Here is a 20,524-nt window from a genome sequence, read left to right as displayed (position 1 = left end):
TTTTTAAAAAATATGCCACTCCCAAACGCCCCTGACACCACTCAAAATTTTCACCCGTAAATAGCGGGCTTTAATACTCAAATTGTCCTTGTGTGGCGACTGAACAATAACCGGCTGATGGCCGCCGCATGGTTTCCATATTTTACCATTAGTAGAATACTCTAACACATAAGCATGTCCTGCAGTGGGGCGAACAAAATACACTTCACTGCGTTTAATAGCTTGCAACTTGCCCAAATCAGCTAGGATCCAGGCTGTTGAATCTTCCGCAGCAGCCATCCACCTCGAGCCATTTGCATCATCGAAAGCAAACTGGGAAGAAAACGATTCTGTTCTTTTAAACAACGAATCCTGGTTTCGTTTAATGATCAGATCGGAGCGAACACCTGATGCCTGTGAGTTGATGATCCTGATCCGTTTTTCCCGTGGTACAGAACGGAGAGCACCTACTCCGTTCAGCGTCAGCTCAACGGGACGAATGGTTCCATCTTCGTTAAATTCCAACCTGTTCACATAGGTTTGCCTGTTGGTGCTTCCGCGGCCAAATTCCAGGTAAGCAAAATAGTAATCATCGGTGCCTGGCACATTGAATACACAACCATGGCCCGGACCAAAGATCTGCCGTTCATAATTGGTAGTGGAAATAATGTCATCGTCAGGAAAGTTGAATGGACCCAGCGGTGATGTTTTGCTCATCCCGTAAGCGTATTGGTATTTTTCATTACCACCAAGCGTGTACAGGTAATAATAGATCCCTTTTCGCTTAAAGAAGACCGGCCCCTCAGAATAACCTTGCCGCCTGGTAGAAATTTGAATGACAGAAGCGGTATCGATAGAAACCATATCGCGGTTTAATTTGGCCGCATACCGGCGCTGCCAGAAAACATAGCCCTGCCCATCATCGTCAATAAAAACCTCCGCATCGATACCCACAGGGCCTTTGGGATTGTTAGATTGTAACAAGGTCGCCGGAGTAAAGGGCAGGAAAAAACTATCAACACCTTTTGCCAGTTTAAATGGTCCGTCAGGAGAATTGGCAATAGCCGGATACATAAAACCATTCACCGTTGGATAAATATAGTATCTGCCATTGGCTGCAACAGCCTTGCTGGGCGCCCAGTATTTTTGTTGCACCGCAGATGGAAAATAAAAACCCGAAAAACTCCAGTGCACAAAATCCTTCGACTTCCATACAACCGGCGGACCGGATGTCTTCAAGCCCTGATCATAACCATCTGTTGTGGCATAACAATAAAAAGTTCCGTCGATCTCCTGGATACTGGCATCAGCGATCATATCAGGAACCAGGGCATTGCCAAAGGGATTTACGCTTTGGGCTTCAGCAGTAAAAGCAATAAGGAATAAAAGACAGTTCAATAATGATTTAATCATAAACGATACGGTAAAAATTAATTTACAGAAAATTTTTAAAAAAAGGGGACGGTAGCAGGAATACTACCGTCCGTACCGGAAATAACTCCTGGCTATACTTTAATAGAAAACTTTATCTGCCATTGCATTATAGCTTCACGATCTTTTTAGTAATGAGCACCCCGCGGCTCTTTATCTGTAAATAATACATGCCTGCGGGCAATCCGCGAACCGGAATAAGCTCGGTTGCTTTGGTAACCAACAAAGTTTTTACCTGCACTCCGTTCTGATTGTACATTTTCACAACAGAACCGGCCTCCACTCCACTTACCTGTATATTCCACTCTTCTGTAACAGGATTTGGATAAACAATAACCTTTCCGGTGCTTTCTTCCGCTGTTCTGGTTTCTGTGTTGATCCGGGCAACGGATGCAGCACAATCACCCAGGTGATCGCCATGGTCTAAATGATCCTGTACGTCTTCCGACGAAATGCAGATCCTTTTATTGTTATGACAGATCATCACCTTATTGTAATTATTGCCACAACGCACATCCAATGTTTTCATCACAATAGAACCGGAGGTAGTACAACCCATGCTATCTGTAACGATAACAGAGTATGTTCCTGCCGCAGTTACACTAATGGATTGAGTGGTTGATCCCTCGCTCCATGAATAGGCATAAGGCGCTGAGCCACCGGATGCATTTGCAGAGATGGTAAGTGATGCGGGGCCGTAGCCGATGTAAATGGTGTTCTTAGCATCTACTGCAGGGTTCATTGCATACACATCAGGAATGTTTGCACTAACTGCTGCATTCACGTTTACAATAGTTGTGGCGGTATCGACGTTACCGTGAATGTCGGTTACCGTCCAGGTAATGGTTGATTGACCAGTATTGAATACACCACTGGCATCTGTTCCTATCCCATTCCTTGAAGTAGCTCCGCTCACAGCATAATTTATCGAAGCAACGCCACAATTATCTGAGGCAGTCAATAAAGGAACAGGGTAAGAACCAGATTGGCCGTAACAGAAGAACTGGCCGGCGGGTGCGGTAAGTACTGGTTTTTGATCATCAATTTCGGCATCGCTTAAAGCCCTGCTGTAGATCTTAAATTCGTCAATAGAACCGTTGAAGACCGGATCATTAAACTGGGATTTACCCAGGTAATTTAAATTGGTGCCTGTTGTAGCGCCCGCAGGAGTCAATTGCGAAGGCTTAATAGTAAGCGCTGTATTGCTCGATACCAACGCTCCGTTTATATACAGGCGGGCGGTATTGCCTGCCTGGGTAACGGCCAGGTGCACCCATGTATTTAACGGGAAGGCATAGGGAGCACTTACGTTCAACTCTGTGCCGCCGTTTTTAATGGCATAACGAACTATTGATGACCTTACCCCATTTACAGTAGTCGTTCCTGCCTGTAATGTAAGGAACATATATTGTGTAGTACTGTTGCCAAAATCAAATACCCGCATCCAGTTTGCAAGTGCGTCCATTTTTACCCAGGTTGAAATGGTAAAGTCAGTTAAAGACCTTACTATGCCGGCTGGCAAGCTGGCATAGGAAGCAGCCGTACCATCCAGTTTAAGTGAATTTCCTGATCTCCCCGCATGGCGGGTTGCTGTGGCGGCCAATGTACCATGCATAGCTCCCCAGCTATCAAGAGCACGGGTTCCGTTTGGCTCATCAAATTTCAGGTAAGTCATCTGCCCAAGATCCGGCGAGGCCGTCACCTCTGTGCTGGAAAACGCTTCCCCAACACTATCTACCGAAGCAACTACGTAATAATAAACGGTTCCATTACTAACAGCGGTGTCGGTGAACTTAGTGGTGCTCAGGTGTGCAATAGTTGTATAAGGCCCGCCTGATGCAGTAGAACGTTTTACATTATAGGTAAGATTATGACTGGGGGTCCATTCCAGGATGTTCTTAGCGTCGCCTGCGGCAACTATCACGTTTGCCGCACGATTTTCCACAGGCACAAAACGTAAGGGAAAGCTATAGGGAACCGGATCGTTATCACTTCCTCCGTTAGTAAGTATTTTATTATCGCTTACATACCAGAAGCCGTTCCCGGCTAATTGCGCCCGCTGAACCGCATGCGAGGCGCCGTTAAAGTAGATATTCATTGAATTCCAAACATCCTGGTAGGGAGAAACAGTACGGCCAAAAACCGCACTCTCATTGATATAATTGCTAAAGGCTGCCGGCGGACTGAGACAGGTAATTTTGTACCTGCCGTTGCCTTGCTTTGTAACATTCCAAACCTGCAGAAAGGGATCGGCATTTACTCCTTCAAATAAGGGTGTGTTGGTGCTGTTCTTAGTCCATAATGAATCACTGTCAAGGGGCTTAATATAGTAATTTCCATCGGCAAGGGTATTCATCCCGTAATACATAGACGCTTTATACCGTTTTATGGCGTTCTCCAGTATAGTAACGTAGCCACCCACCTCAATAACCGTCGATTGTGAATTGTACAGTGACTGCACGTAGGTAATGCTATCATTTAACCGGGCTTTGGCGGCTACCGGAAATTTACCCAGCTCATTTGTTGTGCTCGTCTCTGTGGTATCGCGTAATTTGAACGCTTCAGCCAGCTTTTTATGATAAGTGGAGTCCACTTCCGATGCGGTAACAGGTTCTATTCTGAAGATCTGATTTGGCCCATCCGTCCATCTGAAAAGATCCATTGCAACACCGTCGGAAATATTGGAACCTGGCACCTGAAGCGATTTCTGACTTTGTTTTCCAACAATATTGTAAGTTCCATTTTCCCTGTCTTTAATAAACCAAACCTGGGCTTCATCCGTATCCGAGTAAGTTCGTTGTTCGATTTTTGCCCCATCCGTTATTGCGTTACCCACTACATCCATAACTTTTCCACTAAGCAGATTAGTTATCTTATAATCGTTACCGGAGATGCGGCTTATTATCCAATGCTGGTTACTTAAATAAGAATAGGTGTTTTGCGCCACGAGCGCGCTATCAGCCGTTGAACCATTTTTTACCTCCACTGCTTTACCGCTATGTGTTACCAGAATACGGTAAAGGCCGGCTTCTAAGGTTTTTGCAACATATGGCGCTTTTGGCGTGCCGGCATCGGCAGGAGAATCACCACTTGTGCCCGCAGTATTCACAGCACAAACCTTATAATAATAGGTCTGCCCATTCATTACATTGTTATCTAAAAAACTGTTGCCGGAAAGGTTAGCCGCAATTGTTGTGTAAGGGCCAGTTTCGGAGCCTGCCCGTTTCAGTGTATAGCTTTCGGCGCCGAACGAAGAAAGCCATCGAAGCTGCACGTGGTTATCTCCGGCGTATGCATATACTGAATGTGGCGCTTCGGGTATGATCACCATTCCTCCCTCGCCTCCTGTAACGGATACATTACTAAAGGTAGAAGTCATTGGGGTACCATCGGCATTGGAGCAAACTGCCAAGCCAATATAGGCCTTGCCGGTAAAACCTGCATACCTTCCCTGACATTCCGCAGCCCAGCTTACGCCATCTGGTGAATAGTACGTTGCGATCACATCCCCTACCCTGTCGATCTTCACCCAATACGAATCCTCAGGGATCGTCCTTTCAGGCTTTTCCCAGTTCGAGCCGCCCCGCATCTCCGTCCATCCATGCATAAAACTTTGCGCCCTTTTACCGGATTTAATGGCTATCCATGCCCGTTGCGCAGCTGTAGCTGTCAGATCAGAACGGAGCATGAGGCCAGCCCTTGCATTCAACGCAGTTCCGCCAACCGTTTCCACTTTCGCAATAATAGAGCAGTTTCCGGTCACTTCTTTGTAAACGAAGTGAAAACCATCGGCTGCATGCGTTAATATTTCGGTGCCACCACCGGTTACCGTCCACACATTATTGGCATAGGAACTGCTTCCTGCGGGGGAACTTGTTCCAATATCGAGATCGGTTAAGCCGCCTGTTCCCACTTTTCCAGGTTCAGGAACGATTTGGGTTTGCGGTGGAACAACTGCCGTGGAATTGTCTTCAGACTTATAAAACCAGGTATATACCGGATCAAATCGTCTTGGTATCTCTGTTAGCCGCCTGGATATATAAGGGGTATTTAGCTTTTTACGAACGCTATATGCACCGTGTACCAGGGTTAAGCCCCATCTGCCGCCATCCCAAACCCCGGGAGGATCGGTTAAATAATACCAATCGGTAGTACCATAAGGGATGAACCCGATAGACCCCTCAGCGTTTCTTCTGGCAAAATATTCTCCTAAGGCAAGCAGCCGGTTATCCAGTTCAGAATACAGGTCCAGCCCCTGCTTCCAGAACACTTCTGCGGCAAAGGCCAGGGAACTCCACATGCCATGCGAATGGCCCTGGTCTCTTCCGCTTTCCCCATGTTCTCCGCTGGGCAGCGTATTTTTAAACCCGGTGGAACCTATATATCTCATCAGCTCAATTACATGTGCGACTTTGGCCGGGTCGTCAGAAAATGCGGCGATGGCGGCGCCTGCTGCAATACTCAAGGTGCCTTTATTTGCCGGGCCCAATGCATAACCAGCGCAGCCGGAAGCCTTCCAGTATACGTTATTAAAAAGTTTTTTTACGTCTGCTGTGTTGGAAGCAGTCCAACCAGTCCATGTTCCCCGCAGGATGGAGGCTGCACCGCCAAATGCATAAGCGTAATCTCCTAAATCCAGGTTTGCCTCCTGTCCCCCAAATCCGGTCTGCTTATTTGCCCATGCCACTAAAATATCCCTCGCCTTTGCAGCGTAGGCTTCATTACCTGTAAAATACCACATCATAGACAGGTTGAATGAAGCGGCCATATCGCTTCTCCACTGGTTAAGGTTATAATTGATATTTCGGGCAACAGAGTCAAAAGGCCCCTGCATTTGGTAGGTCAACTGTGACCTGCCATCAGCTGCCAGGATATCGTAAGCCTGTTTCCATGGATAATCACCAGCCTGCACATGCGCCTTCAAAGTGCCCAGGTCGGAACCTGAGAGAGGAATACCGGGATGCGTAAAGGTTTGCGCCCGTGCATCAGAGGAAAGCAAAAATATTAAGATCATTGCCCAAAGGCCGTTAAGCATTCTGATCTTTGGTAAAGCTGTTAAAAATTTCATCATATGGTTGTTTTGGTCAGGTATTAAAAATGCTATCGTTAGATAGTTGGCTTACCGGCTGGTATCCTGATCATTTCTTAATGATCTTTTCGGTTATGGTCTTGGTTCCATTACTCACCTCCAGCAGGTAAACACCTGAAGGCAGTTTGCCAGTGGAAAGTTCGTATTGGCTGCCTTTTATTCTCAATCTATAGATCATTTTGCCTGAAACATCACTTAATTTAAGTGTAGCTCCACTGGCAAAAGCGTTTTGCAATTGAAGCACCAGTTGATTGGTTACGGGGTTCGGATACAGCGTTAAATCTTTGGTTGAAACAAGTGTTTGCGCTTCAGGTAGGCTTTCTGCCTTCCTTGCAACCGTTGCATTGCTTACCGGCACCAGCTTCCATTGTTTATTGTAGGCGCCATTCCATGTCCATTGCTGCACATTAGCGCCATCTGCCGTAGAACCGCTGGCTACTTCCAACACTTTACCACTGTGCACCGTTGTTATGCGGAAGTAATTGCTGTCGGTAACCGTGAAGGTGAACTTCTGATTGTTGCCACCGGTATTCTGCCAGATCTGAACGTTGGCTCCATCGGCGGTAGAACCACTGGCAACATCCAGGTACTTTCCGCTTTGCACCCCAACAATATTGTATTGACCATTGCCAATATCCGTTACATTCCATTGCTGATTGGCGCCATTGAGCCAGGTCCATTGATGCACATTGGCGCCGTTGGCTGTTGATTTACTGGCCACATCCAGTACTTTGCCACTATTACGGTTGATGATGCGGTAAGTGCCATTTGGGATAGCACCACTGGTTACGGTTACGCTATCGTATGTAGCAGTGTTTATACTGGAACTGTTCGAGGAAACAGCCAATCCAATATAATAAGCGGCGCCCATCGATACTGTAACAGGAGCGCCTACCGTAAACCAGGTTCTGCCATCTGTAGATTGATAGGCAGTTATCGTATTACCTGCTCTTTGCAGGCGAAACCAGCCGGGCGCACGGGTATACAAATTACCTGTTTGAAAACTCATAGCGCCGCCTGCAGCAGTGCGGCGTCCAAACCGTGCTTCACGAACACCTCCATCTCCTGATGTCATACTAAAAGCAATGGCATTGTCAGCAAGCGATTCGCGGATCATGATGCCCGTTTTCTGTGCACCACCGCCGGCCCATGTATTGGCTGCAACCCGGGCAGTGATCGTTGCATCACCGGTCACAGCTTTATATACATAACTCAAACCATCTGCTGTGCCGCCTATGCCGGCGCCTGAACCACTCACTACAAAAGTTCCATTGCTCACATTCGCATAACCGGCGCTGCCTGCGGTGGCAACCGTTCCAATATCCTGCCAGGCCCAGCCAGCGGGCAAAACACCGGCAACAGTTGGCGTTGCATTTACTTCTAAGGAATTACTACTGGTTCCCGCCTGATTGATAGCAGACACTACATAATAATACGTAGTGCCGTTGGTTACGCCGGCGTCTTCGTATAAAGGGTGAGTGCCTTTGTAAGTAGCGACCGTAGTATAGGGCCCACCGCTTGTTGTTGAACGAAGCACATTATATCCATTTGCGGTAGCGACAGGAAGCCATCTTAACCATACTTTTCCTACGCTGGCTGTTGCTTTCAACCCTGCAGGCGCCGAAGGAGCAGGCGATGCAGGATAAGGCGATGCAGCAGCATTGAGGGTATAACAGAGCGTGCCAAATCCAAGGTTATCATCATGCTCGAATCCTTCGGGCCGGTTTATTTCTGCCATGGCTTTTACATGGGGAGCGCTAAGGCCTTTTCTCACCACGTAATGGTTATAGATCATTTCCCAGATCGGTCGCTGTAATCTTCCCCTGCCGAAAGCGTTTTGTTCAGAAGCCCAATAGTTCTGCACGTTATCACAATTATTGTAAGTGGTATAAGGAACATCTTTCCATAAGTTGTATTTGGCTGTGTATTCAGCTCCCGCCAACAGGCGGTTATTGTCATAACCATACATATCCTGTCCCTGGTTCCAGGCTATCTGGCAAAAGCTTCCAAGCATACCCACCCCTAACAGCGCATGCTCCTGGTCGCGGCCCGTCTCCTGCCACTGGCCCAAACCTCCCGGATGTAAAAAAGGAATTGCCTTGGTGATGCTGCCGTTGCCTGCGCCGGATTTAAAATAAGTGATGGCTTCGTTGAACTTGGCCGTATCATCACATAACACCCCGATACTTAAGATGGCGGTCATGTTACAGATATCCCAATTCGCCCAATAGTGACTGATACAAGCATTATTGTGACGCGTTAAAAAATCATGGCAATTAGGATACAGGTAAGTGGTCATCATGCTTTTGAACTGATTGAAATCCGCTGCCGACCAGTTAGGATAAAGACGCAGTATTTCTGCTGCCACCGCAAATTCATAAACCGCTATTCCCATTAAACCGGGAATATCCTGCCCGGCCGGCACCTGGTTGACAGTATAAGCCCAGGCGTTTAAAATTCTTCGCGAACAGGCTGCATAAGACGTATCACCGGAGATGTACCAACGCAACGCGTTGAGATAAGCGGCAACGGCATCGGCAGAAGCCCGTTGGCGGTTGACGCCCATGTTTGCCTGCGGCGCTGCAGTGTAAGTCTTTTGTGCTTTTGGGTGAGCGATCAATGCATTCCAGCTATCGATCCACGGATGTGCTCCGGCTGCCACCTGCGTTTTCATCCGGTCCAGATCGGCTTGTGTATGCAAGCCGCCCGGATGCACAAATGTTTGCGCTGTTGCGGTAATACTGTAAAAAAACAACAGGAAAAATAACACGTGTTTCGTCTGCTTCATAGAAAGAATGGTTTTACTGTTATTGATTATTTCGAACTGTTGATAGTTTTCCATCGCCTTTTGCTTTTGCATTAGTCAAACTCAGTTTTACCGGCTGTAAATTCCGGAACGTTATATTTTTTCCAAACTCGCCTACTTTAATATTTGCCTCTTCAATGCTGTTGATCAGTTTGCCGTTTATGCGAAGATTTTCAAACGTTACTCCCTGAACAAGATGTTCTTTGTCTAAACCATTAATGATCGACGGAGAATTATTAATGCCGTTGTAACTTATGTTCTTGAAATAGATATTTTCCACTCCCCGGCCCGGAGCTGCGTTGTATTTCTGAAAGAAGGCTACTGTTAACTGCAGAAGCTTTCCTTCCTGAAAATCATCTACCCGGATATCTTCAAAGCGAACGTTACGAACCAGGTTCAAATCGGCTGCCTGAATGGCCATGCAGCCTTCGGCAGAAGGATCGTCTTCATCGAGCTCCAGTACCTCGATATTTTTAAATAATAAATTCTCAATTACCTCCCCCGTTTTTTCGGTGTTCCCATGTACGCCAATATTAATGGTATGTGCTACATCGGCCCAAAGAGTGGAATTGGTGACCGAATAATTTTTTGCGTCACCATAAAATTCCCAGCGATGGGCATACACGGCAATACAATCGTCGGAATTGCGCATGAACACGTCATCAACAGTGACATCGCTGCAACTCATAAAGTCGAGCCCGTCGCTCCAGGGATTGGCGCTGAATGATTTCAGGTTGCGGATCGTAATATGATCCGACCCCCCGGCAAAAATCGTATAGTGTTTTGGATTCACTACAATGATCCCGTCTACGGTAACATTGTTAGAGTGCCTGATCTCTACTCCCCGCTGCGGCTGGTCAATAATTCCCCGCCCGGTGACGCGAACATTTTGCACTTTATCACATAGTAATTTACCTCTTACTATGGCGCCTCCGGCTATGTAAACCGTTTTTCCCGAAGGAATGTTAAATGCATCACCGGGAAGGTCTTTCGGCAGGTGAACACCCGGACCGAAATACACCACGTTAGGATCATTGGGATCGGGACGGTCGGCTTCAATGGGGTTGGCAAATACATGCAGGTTGTGCAGTTTATCGCCATCAAACTCTACGGATATTTTTTTGGGATCGGTTAAAGTGAAAGTGATACTGTTGCCATCGAGGACCGGTTTTATTTCATAAGAAGAAGGACGGATCTTCACCGACTGCACATTGCCATTATTCTTTCGAACAAACACTTCCACCGTTCCGGAAAAATCGAAGTACACCATCGATGCATCCTGCGGCTTATCAAGATCGACTTTTACATTGTATTCATACAGGTCCTGCCATTCGCCCCCGGGCTTGCGTACTTTCACCGTATAATCATCGTTGTGCATTGAGTAAACAACAGCTTGCGGTACCGGGTAAGTAATAAGTTGTTGTGCATTTGTATGGAAACCATAAAAACAAAGAAAAATGATCAGGGATAGAAACTTTTGCATAAGCTTACGAATCAAAATGAATATGTTTATTGTTTTGTTGCGGCCAATTGCCCTCTGATGATACCGTTGGGAAATTTTTTTGTGTTGATGGTAAAGTAATAAGCCCCTTCCAGGAGCGCTGCAGCTTCACTCATTGTAAACCCTTTTATGCCTGCCAGGCCTAAATTGGCGCTAGCCGCATTGTTTGTGCTTACAAAGGGCAGCAACCGTACCAAGACGCCGTTTGTTGCTGCATTCGCAGGACCGTAGAAGGCTACGGAAGTAATGGTGTCTTTGCTGGCTGTACGCCACAGGTCATTCCATGTTATAGTGAAGCTCAAAGTATTGGATTGCTCATCATAAAAACCGGTGAATGTTCCGCTGGAAGTAGTATCAATAACCGGCACCAGTTGTTTACTGCTCGCATTTGAAGTGATCGTGTATTGATCGCCGCTGATCCTTTCCAGCTTTCCTCCTTTGGTACAGGCGATGGCTATGGAGATTACAACGATTATTGTTGTCAATATTTTCATAAATGTTTTTTTAATTAATTGATCGAAATCGTCAATGGTCAATGGTGAATGGTGAATAAAATCCGACTGGGAAGGCTTCAAAAATAATAGCGAAGCTCAAAATTCAACGGCCCATTGACCGTTGACCATTCACCATTCACCATTCACCATTCACCATCAGTAGCCCGGGTTTTGTTGTAAGGCGGGCGACTTCGTCAGTTCACTTTGCGGTATCGGCCAGAAATACATGGCATCGGTAAATACATGCTTTCGTATCACGATCACCCGGTAAGAAAAACTTCCATCCCCCGCTCTCGTAATTTCCATGCCGTGTGTTTCTGCATTCTCTGTTTGCGGAGCGATCTTCCAGCGGCGCACATCCCAGAAGCGGTGTTCCTCAAAAGCCAGCTCCACCCGGCGCTCATGCCAGATGGCTTCCCGCATTTCTTCTTTGGTCATCCCTGCCTTCAAACCATACAAGCCGTTCGTACCCGCAGTGATACCTGCACGGCTGCGTATCATCTTCAACCAGTCATATACTTCTGTGGTTGCACCATAATATTCATTCGTTGCCTCGGCTGCATTTAACAGCACTTCCGCATAACGCATCACTACCCAGGGACGATACAGCTCGCCGGCGCCACCATTACACATCTTATACCTGAAATAACCCGTTAATGTGCCGGTAGGTGTATAGATGCCGTCGACACTGGCACTGGTTGCCGCTGCATTTCCAGTTGGGATTACGCCTGTGTAGGTATTGACGGGCTGGTTGCCAAATGAGCCCATCAGACGGATGGCGCCATTATAATGAACTGTATATGTGAGCCGGGGATCCCTGTTCTTATACATATCATTGCCTATACCGGGATAACCGGAAGCAGGGTCCTTGATCCGCAGCCCGTTGATCATGTCAAATTCATCTACTAACTCCTGCGTTGGAAAATATTTTACCCCAGCCCAACCATTCATACCTCCCCTTGAAGTAGGATTAGCACTGGCTTCAATATAAAAATTATTGGCAGTTGTCCACGGCTGCCAGTAAACGAGCACATGCTCCGGTTGCGGGGTGTTTTGCAAAAAGAGCGTATAAAGGGGCGTAGCAGAAGCGGTATATAAGCTGTAAACACCCAGATTAATGACAGCTTTTGCAGCATCTGAAGCCTGCTTCCAACGTTCGGGATTGGCATCCGGAAAAGTGAGCAAATGTTCAGGATCATCGGCCCTTGGCCCGTTATTGAACAGCGGACTGGCTGCATATAAAAGCATCCGCGCTTTTACGGCCAATGCAGACCCCTTTGTCACTCTCAGCTGATTTGCATCGCCCGAGCGGTAAGACAGCGGAAGTGCTGCAGCCGCCGCATCCAGTTCTTCGGTCAGATAGTTAATACAGTCCTCAAATGAGCTGCGCGGCACATCTATTTTTTTATTATCGGCAAATATTTCGTCGCCAATCAATGGTATGCCGCCATAGTGTTTTAACAGCGTGAAAAGATACCAGGCCCTTAAAAACCGTACCTGCCCTGTCCAGTAGTCTCTCGTTGCATTCGATACCGGAATGCTGTCTTTGTTCTTCAAAAAGATATTCGCAGCCCGAACCATCTCGAAGGTGCTTGTCCACAGCGTTCTGTCGGCATTATTCGGGTTTATGCCACCACTTGAAATCTTATATGTGTAAATGGTAGGATCGACGACCAACTCGGATTCATCGCAGGCAGCATCCAATCCGGTATTGTTGAATCTTCTGGGGTTAAATGATATCCCCAGCCTCGAATAAAGCTCATTAATTACTCCCAGTGACCTGATGCTATCGGCAAATACTCCCGCTTCATCAATAGCTGATAAAGGCTTTTGGTCAATAAAATCTTTTTTGCATGCAGAAATAAAACCTGAAGCTGTAACCAGCCCGGCAAATAAGATCCTCCAATATATTTTATGGTTGGTCATAAGTAATTTTTAGGATTAAAAACCGAGTTGCAATCCAAAGATGAAGTTTGCAGTGTTGGGATAAGCACTACCGTTGCTATTTGCAATTTCAGCGTCCTGCTGAAACTTACCCATTTCCTGTATATTCACAAGGTTATACCCTGAAACATACACCCGCGCATTCTGTACTATCCTGGCGCTTTTTAACCAGCTGCCGGGAATCTGGTAAGCCAGGTCCAGTGACTTTAACCTGACATACCAGGTGTTGGCAAACCAAAAATCAGAGACCGTTTGCCAGGAGCTATTGTTCACGCTTGAGTTTAAACTTATGCGCGGATAGGTAGCGGTAGCTGCCGTTGCCGGCGTCCAGCGCTCCAGGTGCCAGGGACTCAGATTGCTGCCGAAGGCATCACCGGCGCCTTCCCCGAATACCTGTACTGCATAACCATAAGCGCCCTGCAGCAATGCTCTCAATGTCAATCCTCCATAACCAATTGTAAATTCAGCACCCAGATTGGTGGTGGGTAAATTAGGTTTCGACAACCAGGTTTTATCGGCATCGGTGATAACGCCGTCCCCGTTCATATCAGCATACTTCAGGTCTCCCGGTTGTATAACACTCCATAGCGGGACGGCAATTCCTTTCTTTACTTTTCCGTTCGCTTCAAAATCATCAGGCTGGTAGAATCCAAGGTTATGATATCCCAGTACCAAACCCATCCTGGTTCCTGTCTTTGCCTGGTAAGGATAATCCGGCGCCTCACTTATATAAACGATACGGTTTATCGCATAAGAAGCATTTGCGCTGATTGAATAACTGAGCTTACCATGGGTATTCCTGTAGGTGATCACTCCATCAAAGCCCCTGTTCTCTGATCTGCCAATATTCTTCTTTGGAAGATCCTGACCGATTAACAAGGGAACATCTCCTTGCGCGATCAACTGGTCATAACGGTAGTTATAATAATAGCTGCCACTAAATATAACCCTGCCCTGGAACATATTCATTTCCAACCCGAGGTCGGTTTTCCTTTCTTTTTCCCAGGTAATATCAGGATTTACGAAGGAGCCTTCTACGGTGGTATTACCATAGTAGTTCGAACCTGTTGTGGCATATTGGATAACAGCAGCTACAGGTGGTTCTTTACGATAGCTGAAGTCAGACCCAACAAAACCATAAGAACCCCTGATCTTAAACATATCAATAAATGGAAACAGGTTTTTGAAGAACCTTTCTTCCGACAGGTTATATCCCCAGGAAACTGCCGGAAAGATCCCATACCGCTTCTCTTTGCGGAACAGATCATTGCCATTACGGGCAGCGGATATCCCAAAGAGGTATTTACGCTTAAAATCATAATCCAGCCGGGCGGTAGTGCCGCGGTAGTTAATAGGAATTTTTGCGCCATCGATATCACTATTCTGATTTACCAACAAAATTGCGTTGACATGATGCTGGTCAAATGTGCGATCATAATTGAGAGACGCCTGAACAACAGTTTTAGAAGTAAAAGCGCCAGCTGGAATTGCAATTGAATAGGGCAGCATGCGGTATTGACCCGCATCCCTGATCGCATACGTGTTCGTAACAGGATTATATTTGTAAGCTGGCAAGCCACTACGGTTAAGGTTGCGGCCCTCATTATTATTGCCGGCATAGGAAATATTTACTTTAGCAGATAAGCCTGCAGTTATAAAATCAAGCTTCTGGTCGGCGCCTACAACAATATTATAGTTATTATTGAACCTTCTTATGTACCCGCCATTAGCCAGGCGGAAAACCGGGTTAATGGCGCCGTTATTGGTTGCGGCGCCCGCATGAGATGCATAACCATAACTGCCGTCAGGATTTATTACCGGCATGGCATATGGAGCCATATAACGAAATGAATTCAATTCATGAAAAAGCCCGGATGCTTCCACACTGCCGCTTGGGTTGTTAACCGTTTCAAAGCGGCCATTGACATCGAACCGGATCTTCAGGGTTTTTGTGGGGGTGATATCTAAATTTGAACGGTAATTAAAGCGCCGGTAAAAATAATTGGTGTTCACATAGTCTCCCACAGGCTCAAACTCTTTTAAAATACCATTCTGAGAAAAATAACCCAACGATGTAAAATACTTTACAAAAGAATTTCCTCCTGATATATCCACATTGTAACGGGACTGCGTAGCTGTTTTATTAAATAAAACATCCGCCCAGTTAACATTCGGATGGCCATACGGGTCGGAGCCGTCTTTAAACTTTTGCAGATCGTCGGCAGTAAAAGGAAGCACAGGTGTTTGAGACTGACCGTAGGCATCGTTTATAGTTGCTTCATTCCGAAGCAAGGCAACAGTATACGCATCGAGAAAGGTCGGCATTCTGATCACTTTATTAATTCCACTTTCCGCCGTTAAATTAATACGTGGTCTTCCCATGCGCCCCCTGGTAGTAGTAACAACTAAAACACCATTGGCGCCTTTTAATCCGTAAATAGACGTCGTAGCGGCATCTTTCAGAATGGAGATCGATTCTACTTCATTTACGTTCAACTGTGAAAGCTGGGTATAATCGTACTCAATGTCATCTACAATGATCAGCGGTTGATTATCTCCATTGAGAGAGTTAATTCCTCTGATAAAAAAATCGGCAGCATCAGATCCCGGCTGGCCGCTTCTTTGCTGGCTGAAAAAACCCGGTAACCGGCCTACAAGCGTATTTTGAATATTTGCCGTAGGCACCGTCCTGATCTCTTCACCCTTTACAGAGCTGACCGCTCCGGTACTTGTGATCCTTTTTTGACGTCCATAACCAATTACTATCACATCTTCTAGGCCTTTTACATCAGTCACCAAACGGATCAGCATTGGGGCGCCAGATACCGCAGCAACAGTTTGAGGCTGATAACCGACGTTTGCGATCTTCAGTTTTTTACCACTGCCGGCTTTTAAAGAGATAACAAAATTTCCCTCTTCATCAGCGACGGTTGCATTCTTTTCGTTACCAGGTTCTGAAATAGTAGCCCCGCTTACTGCTTCATTTTTATCATTTACTATACGGCCTCTTATAGTCGTATTTTGAGACCATGCAGCAATTGACAGCAGCGAGAACCACAATAATATGAATAGCTTTATTTTCATTGTATGTTATTTATTATGTCAAACATCGTCGTGATTTTTGTCGTGAATCGTCAATCGTGAATGGTGAATAGTGAATGGTGAATGGTGAATAGCTCGCGACTATTCGGATTAATAATTATCTTGCGCCTTCAAAATTCATTGCCCATTGCCCATTGCCCATTGCCCATTGCCCATTGCCCATTGCCCATTGCCCATTGCCCATTGCCCATTGCCCATTGCCCATTGCCCATTGCCCATTGCCCATTGCCCATTGCCCATTGCCCATTGATTTAAGGGCGCAAAGGTAGGTTAATACAGGTTGAAAACAAAAGCGCCGCTGTCGGCCACCGAAAAGCCGGAAAGCCCCAATTGATCACATTCCTGCAGCCATTTTGCTGTTTTCCAGGGAGCGTTGGATGCGTCAAAAACGAAGCGGCGGCAGGGAAAAACACTGGTCAGTTGGGCGATTTTAAGGGATGGGTTATTGAAAATAATAATAATATCAACCGGTGTTTTTGAAGTGTGCGGGGCTGGGGCAGGGGATTGGCCGATGACCAAAAAAGTGGTGTTACCATACCGGTAAAAGTTTTTTTTACCCGGTAATTTTCCGGTATAGAACGGGGTGATTACGCGGTGCATTAACCGAGCCGGTTGCAGGTGAAATTTTTGTAATGGCTCATTTGCCAGCAAGGCGCTATCAGCTGAAAAGAAGTATTGCTTGCCTATTATAACGTCAATGGCGCTATGCCGCGGCACATTATAAACGATCAGTTTCCTTTGCAGCAAAGCTTTCCATTCATCAATCACCCCAAAGGTCACAAAAAGAAACAGGGCCGTTAAGGAAATTATAAAAGCTTTTCTGTTGCAATAAAATAACCACCATGCCATAGCGCTGATAAACAGGTACAAACACCCGAGCTGCGGCCAACTGATCAGCAGATTGTTCATAGTGGCAAAGGGCAGGCTGCTTACCGTTTCAATAAAAGTATTTAAACCGTAGATCGCGTAATGTAAGCAATAACCGATGGCCGCTGCCATGTATGGAACGAGGTATGCTGCGCATAAGAGTATTTCACCAATGATAATCAGGCTCGATAAGGGTACTGCCAACAGGTTGGCGAGCAGAAATAAGTTGGGGAACTGATGAAAGTGAAATACAGAAACCGGTACCGTGAGGATTTGAGCGGCCAAGGTAACAGCGGTAGATTTCCATAAAAGGTCAAAGAGTTTATTACGCACAAACAGGCAATGGTAAATGGGCTTATAGAAAATCGCAAGACTAAGCACCGCGGCATAGGAGAGTTGAAAGCCTGCATCCCACAACCAGAAGGGATTATAGCAAAGAAGCAGGAAAGCAGAAGCTGCTAGGCTGTTATATACGCTTGTTTTCCTGTTCATATGTTCGCCAATGACCAGGCAGGTGAACATAACCGCAGAGCGCAAAACGGATGGGGAGCCGCCGGCAATACAGCTGAAGATCCAAAGGCCGGCAATAATGATTATGGGCCGCAGGATCCGGCCGCTGGCATGTTTGACCAGCGGCCGGCAAAATAGCATTAATAGCCAGTAAATGAGGCCCAGGTGTAAGCCGGAAATGGCTATGATATGCACTACGCCTGTATTGGAGTAAGATTGAACCAGGCTTTTGTCAAGGTCCTCTTTATAACCGATAAGCATAGCTTCGGCCAGGCCACTTTCTCTTTGGCCCGGGATGTATTTTTGAAGCAGGGCAATAATTTTAGCCCTTGTGGATAAAAGAAATTTCCGAAACAGATTTTCATTTTCTATTTTGAGCGCAACGAACTCGTCTTTCTTGAGGTATACCTGGTATGAGATACCCTGAAAAGTGCAATACTGCTGATAATCAAAGCAGCCGGGGTTGCCTGTGTTTTTTACCGGTTGCAATGCCTTGAAAAGTAACAACTGATTGCCATATTGAAGATGCTGAACAGCACTGTCTTTCTGAAAGTACAGAAGGATCCTGCCACTGGCTTTACTGATCGAATGATCAAAGAGAACAGCCTGAACGGATGCAATGGTCTTATAGGATTGTTTCTTTTCAGCCAGGGGTTCTTCAATGGTTACCAGAACAGCCTTTCCTAGTGAGTATCTCCTGCTGATACTCGTTTCCTGAAGTCGTATGTCATTGTAATATAAAACTAAACCTCCTGTGGCGAATAACAGCGCGTGCAGCCATGCGCCGTTATACCATTGGGCACGGTATTGGCGAAACAGTGGTAAAAAAGAAAATAGCCAGCCTGCAGCAGCACTGGCGGTAAAGAACAGCCATAAGAACAACGCAGAAAAAGGCAAATACCATTGGTACGTAATACCAACTATGAGCGGAATAACAAGCCGGATAAAAGGAGCTCCTTTCCAAATGGGCCAGGCAGGCGGGGACGATGACATACCAACAAGGCGTTTACAACTATAGCATTGATAATAAGAAAGGAATCTTTGAGAATGATGAGCGGGGCGGGAAAAACAAACTACCTACTTTATCAAAAAAGGACAAGGCTAATGGTAAAAAGATAAAGCAGGTAGTTTGAAAAAGGAAAATTCTGTTATCAGAATAAAATTTCCTCAAGAGGATTTGTAGGATAACAAAAGCCTTGAGGAAATCTGTCGGCGGGTTTTCACAGGACCATTGGATTTCTAAAACGGGATGATAGCAACTCTCCATGTCTAATTTCTGACAAAAACCGGATACATGCCAGAAAAGCGCGATTTATTAACTACGGTTTTTTGTACGGGTAAATAACGGCCCGACGACCCCCGTAAAAAGACGGGGGTAAAGCTTGCTGTTTTAACGGTAAAATCTCCCTCGTTTCACGGTATTTGCACCGTCTTTTTCACGTGACTAATTGAACTTCTTCAGTTTACGAATAAAAGTAATTTGTAATCAGTTGACTAACACCTAGTTCTAACCGAAGATTGCTGCCGTCTCGCGGCTACTTTTACATCGACAACACAATCACTCATATCAAAACTCACAAGCTATGACTACTATTGAAAAAAAATCCGTAAGGGTAGGAAAATACGTGGATACTAACCATGTAGATACGCTTATCCGTACCTATAAACAAGAACGTTGGAAGCAGAATTCTGAGCGCATTGGTCAGGAAGATTCATTGAGTCTTTATTATACGATCGAGGAACTGGAAGAATTTTTGAAAAGGTCAAAAGAGGCGGGAGCGAATGCCATCAGCATCCACTTTGGTGTGTACCCTGAGCATTTTAATGAAAGACCCGAGTATGCCGGCCGCCAGACCACCGTGTTTGTAGCTACCGACCGCCAGGAAACAGCAAATGGCGTTACCCATAAAAGCGTTTACCATGAAACCAATAACGGCAAACAATTGCTGGCTTACAATATGGGTTCATGGCCTCCCGGAAGCGGTGTTGGCAATGGCGATGATGGATTTGGCATCACTATCATTGACAAGGGCCAAAAGGGCATGGTGATCGTATAAGAAATTTGTAGCAGATCATATTAAAAAAATCCGTCCAGGTTTAGCCCGGACGGATTTTTTTTAATGTTTATATCTACATTAGCGCCTGAGATGAATATACTTTTTCTGATAATTGAGGTCATCTGCTTTTTAGCGTCTATCACCCTGTATTTTCAGGCATCCATACCGCAGTACCTGAAGACCTTCCCACCCTATATGTTAATAACGATCGCTGTAGAGATCACGGGGATGCAGTTTATGAAGTATAAGATCGATATGTCGCTTTTATTCACCATTTTCACAGCTTTCGAATTTGAGTATTATTTACTAATTATCAGATATAGTATCTATAAACCTAAGGCCAAGACGGCCATTTCCTGGGCGCTGGCCATTTACCCGCTGCTGGTGCTGATCAATATGCTGTATATACAACCCGGTAAATTTCATACCATAACTTATTCACTGGGTTGTTTGCTGGTAGTAGCCGCCTGCATTTATTACTTTTTTGAAATATTTCAATCCAAGCATTCAGTCAACCTCATTAAAGAACCGCCATTCTGGATATGTTCGGGGCTTTTGTTCTTTTACTGTTGTACATTCCCGCTGATCGGTTTATGGAATCAACTGAGCGGCTTGTCGCATATTATCCTGAAAAATCTGAACGCTATCCTGCAACTGCTCAATATTTTATTATATTCTCTGTTTTCCATTGCTTTCTTATGCAGGCTCCGCTTTGGAAAATCCCTGCAAAAAAATGTATCCTGA

11 protein-coding genes are annotated in these 20,524 nt (G+C 45.8%); 2 read left to right on the top strand and 9 right to left on the bottom strand.

The features are described 5' to 3' along the window. Nucleotides 1–3: 3 nt before the first annotated feature. From JT717_RS07240 to JT717_RS07205, 9 genes are all read right to left on the bottom strand, one after another. Nucleotides 4–1,392, bottom strand: coding sequence for a family 43 glycosylhydrolase (locus JT717_RS07240; RefSeq protein WP_205509530.1), 1,389 nt, complete (start codon nucleotides 1,390–1,392; stop codon nucleotides 4–6). Nucleotides 1,393–1,519: 127 nt separating this feature from the next. After that, nucleotides 1,520–6,481 (bottom strand): LamG-like jellyroll fold domain-containing protein, encoded by a 4,962-nt coding sequence (locus JT717_RS07235; protein ID WP_205509529.1) that lies wholly within the window; start codon nucleotides 6,479–6,481, stop codon nucleotides 1,520–1,522. Nucleotides 6,482–6,548: 67 nt separating this feature from the next. Continuing rightward, nucleotides 6,549–9,359, bottom strand: coding sequence for an RICIN domain-containing protein (locus tag JT717_RS07230; protein ID WP_205509528.1), 2,811 nt, complete (start codon nucleotides 9,357–9,359; stop codon nucleotides 6,549–6,551). Further along, nucleotides 9,307–10,788, bottom strand: a complete 1,482-nt coding sequence (locus JT717_RS07225; protein WP_205509527.1) for a glycosyl hydrolase family 28 protein — start codon at nucleotides 10,786–10,788, stop codon at nucleotides 9,307–9,309. The genes JT717_RS07230 and JT717_RS07225 overlap by 53 nt, the downstream gene beginning before the upstream one ends. 26 nt (nucleotides 10,789–10,814) lie before the next feature. Beyond that, complete coding sequence (locus JT717_RS07220) at nucleotides 10,815–11,300, bottom strand: CHRD domain-containing protein (protein ID WP_205509526.1); 486 nt, start codon at nucleotides 11,298–11,300, stop codon at nucleotides 10,815–10,817. Nucleotides 11,301–11,456: 156 nt separating this feature from the next. Then, nucleotides 11,457–13,226, bottom strand: a complete 1,770-nt coding sequence (locus JT717_RS07215) for a RagB/SusD family nutrient uptake outer membrane protein (RefSeq protein ID WP_205509525.1) — start codon at nucleotides 13,224–13,226, stop codon at nucleotides 11,457–11,459. Between the two features lie 15 nt (nucleotides 13,227–13,241). After that, on the bottom strand, nucleotides 13,242–16,328 hold the full coding sequence (locus JT717_RS07210; protein WP_205509524.1) for a SusC/RagA family TonB-linked outer membrane protein: 3,087 nt from the start codon (nucleotides 16,326–16,328) through the stop codon (nucleotides 13,242–13,244). 135 nt (nucleotides 16,329–16,463) lie between these two features. Continuing rightward, complete coding sequence (locus JT717_RS28570; protein ID WP_255552923.1) at nucleotides 16,464–16,586, bottom strand: hypothetical protein; 123 nt, start codon at nucleotides 16,584–16,586, stop codon at nucleotides 16,464–16,466. A gap of 30 nt (nucleotides 16,587–16,616) precedes the next feature. Next, nucleotides 16,617–18,716 (bottom strand): ComEC/Rec2 family competence protein, encoded by a 2,100-nt coding sequence (locus tag JT717_RS07205; protein ID WP_205509523.1) that lies wholly within the window; start codon nucleotides 18,714–18,716, stop codon nucleotides 16,617–16,619. A gap of 590 nt (nucleotides 18,717–19,306) precedes the next feature. On the opposite strand from JT717_RS07205, the gene JT717_RS07200 reads away from it, so the two are divergent. Both JT717_RS07200 and JT717_RS07195 read left to right on the top strand, forming a co-directional pair. Beyond that, the gene (locus JT717_RS07200; RefSeq protein ID WP_205509522.1) at nucleotides 19,307–19,780 is read left to right on the top strand and encodes a hypothetical protein; all 474 of its coding nucleotides are present in this window, start codon (nucleotides 19,307–19,309) and stop codon (nucleotides 19,778–19,780) included. Nucleotides 19,781–19,870: 90 nt separating this feature from the next. Then, nucleotides 19,871–20,524 carry a hypothetical protein gene (locus JT717_RS07195; RefSeq protein ID WP_205509521.1) on the top strand — a complete coding sequence of 218 codons (654 nt, stop codon included), beginning with the start codon at nucleotides 19,871–19,873 and terminating at the stop codon, nucleotides 20,522–20,524.

Source organism: Longitalea arenae (assembly GCF_016924755.1).
In the GTDB taxonomy this organism is placed as follows: domain Bacteria; phylum Bacteroidota; class Bacteroidia; order Chitinophagales; family Chitinophagaceae; genus Niastella; species Niastella arenae.
This window is presented reverse-complemented; position numbering and strand designations above follow the sequence as displayed.

Bases quoted from the DNA above. Each gene is read 5' to 3' on its own strand.
- JT717_RS07240 (WP_205509530.1), bottom strand. From the start codon at position 1,392: ATGATTAAATCATTATTGAACTGTCTTTTATTCCTTATTGCTTTTACT.
- JT717_RS07235 (WP_205509529.1), bottom strand. From the start codon at position 6,481: ATGATGAAATTTTTAACAGCTTTACCAAAGATCAGAATGCTTAACGGC.
- JT717_RS07230 (WP_205509528.1), bottom strand. From the start codon at position 9,359: ATGCAAAAGCAAAAGGCGATGGAAAACTATCAACAGTTCGAAATAATC.
- JT717_RS07225 (WP_205509527.1), bottom strand. From the start codon at position 10,788: ATGCAAAAGTTTCTATCCCTGATCATTTTTCTTTGTTTTTATGGTTTC.
- JT717_RS07220 (WP_205509526.1), bottom strand. From the start codon at position 11,300: ATGAAAATATTGACAACAATAATCGTTGTAATCTCCATAGCCATCGCC.
- JT717_RS07215 (WP_205509525.1), bottom strand. From the start codon at position 13,226: ATGACCAACCATAAAATATATTGGAGGATCTTATTTGCCGGGCTGGTT.
- JT717_RS07210 (WP_205509524.1), bottom strand. From the start codon at position 16,328: ATGAAAATAAAGCTATTCATATTATTGTGGTTCTCGCTGCTGTCAATT.
- JT717_RS28570 (WP_255552923.1), bottom strand. From the start codon at position 16,586: ATGGGCAATGGGCAATGGGCAATGGGCAATGGGCAATGGGCAATGGGC.
- JT717_RS07205 (WP_205509523.1), bottom strand. From the start codon at position 18,716: ATGTCATCGTCCCCGCCTGCCTGGCCCATTTGGAAAGGAGCTCCTTTT.
- JT717_RS07200 (WP_205509522.1), top strand. From the start codon at position 19,307: ATGACTACTATTGAAAAAAAATCCGTAAGGGTAGGAAAATACGTGGAT.
- JT717_RS07195 (WP_205509521.1), top strand. From the start codon at position 19,871: ATGAATATACTTTTTCTGATAATTGAGGTCATCTGCTTTTTAGCGTCT.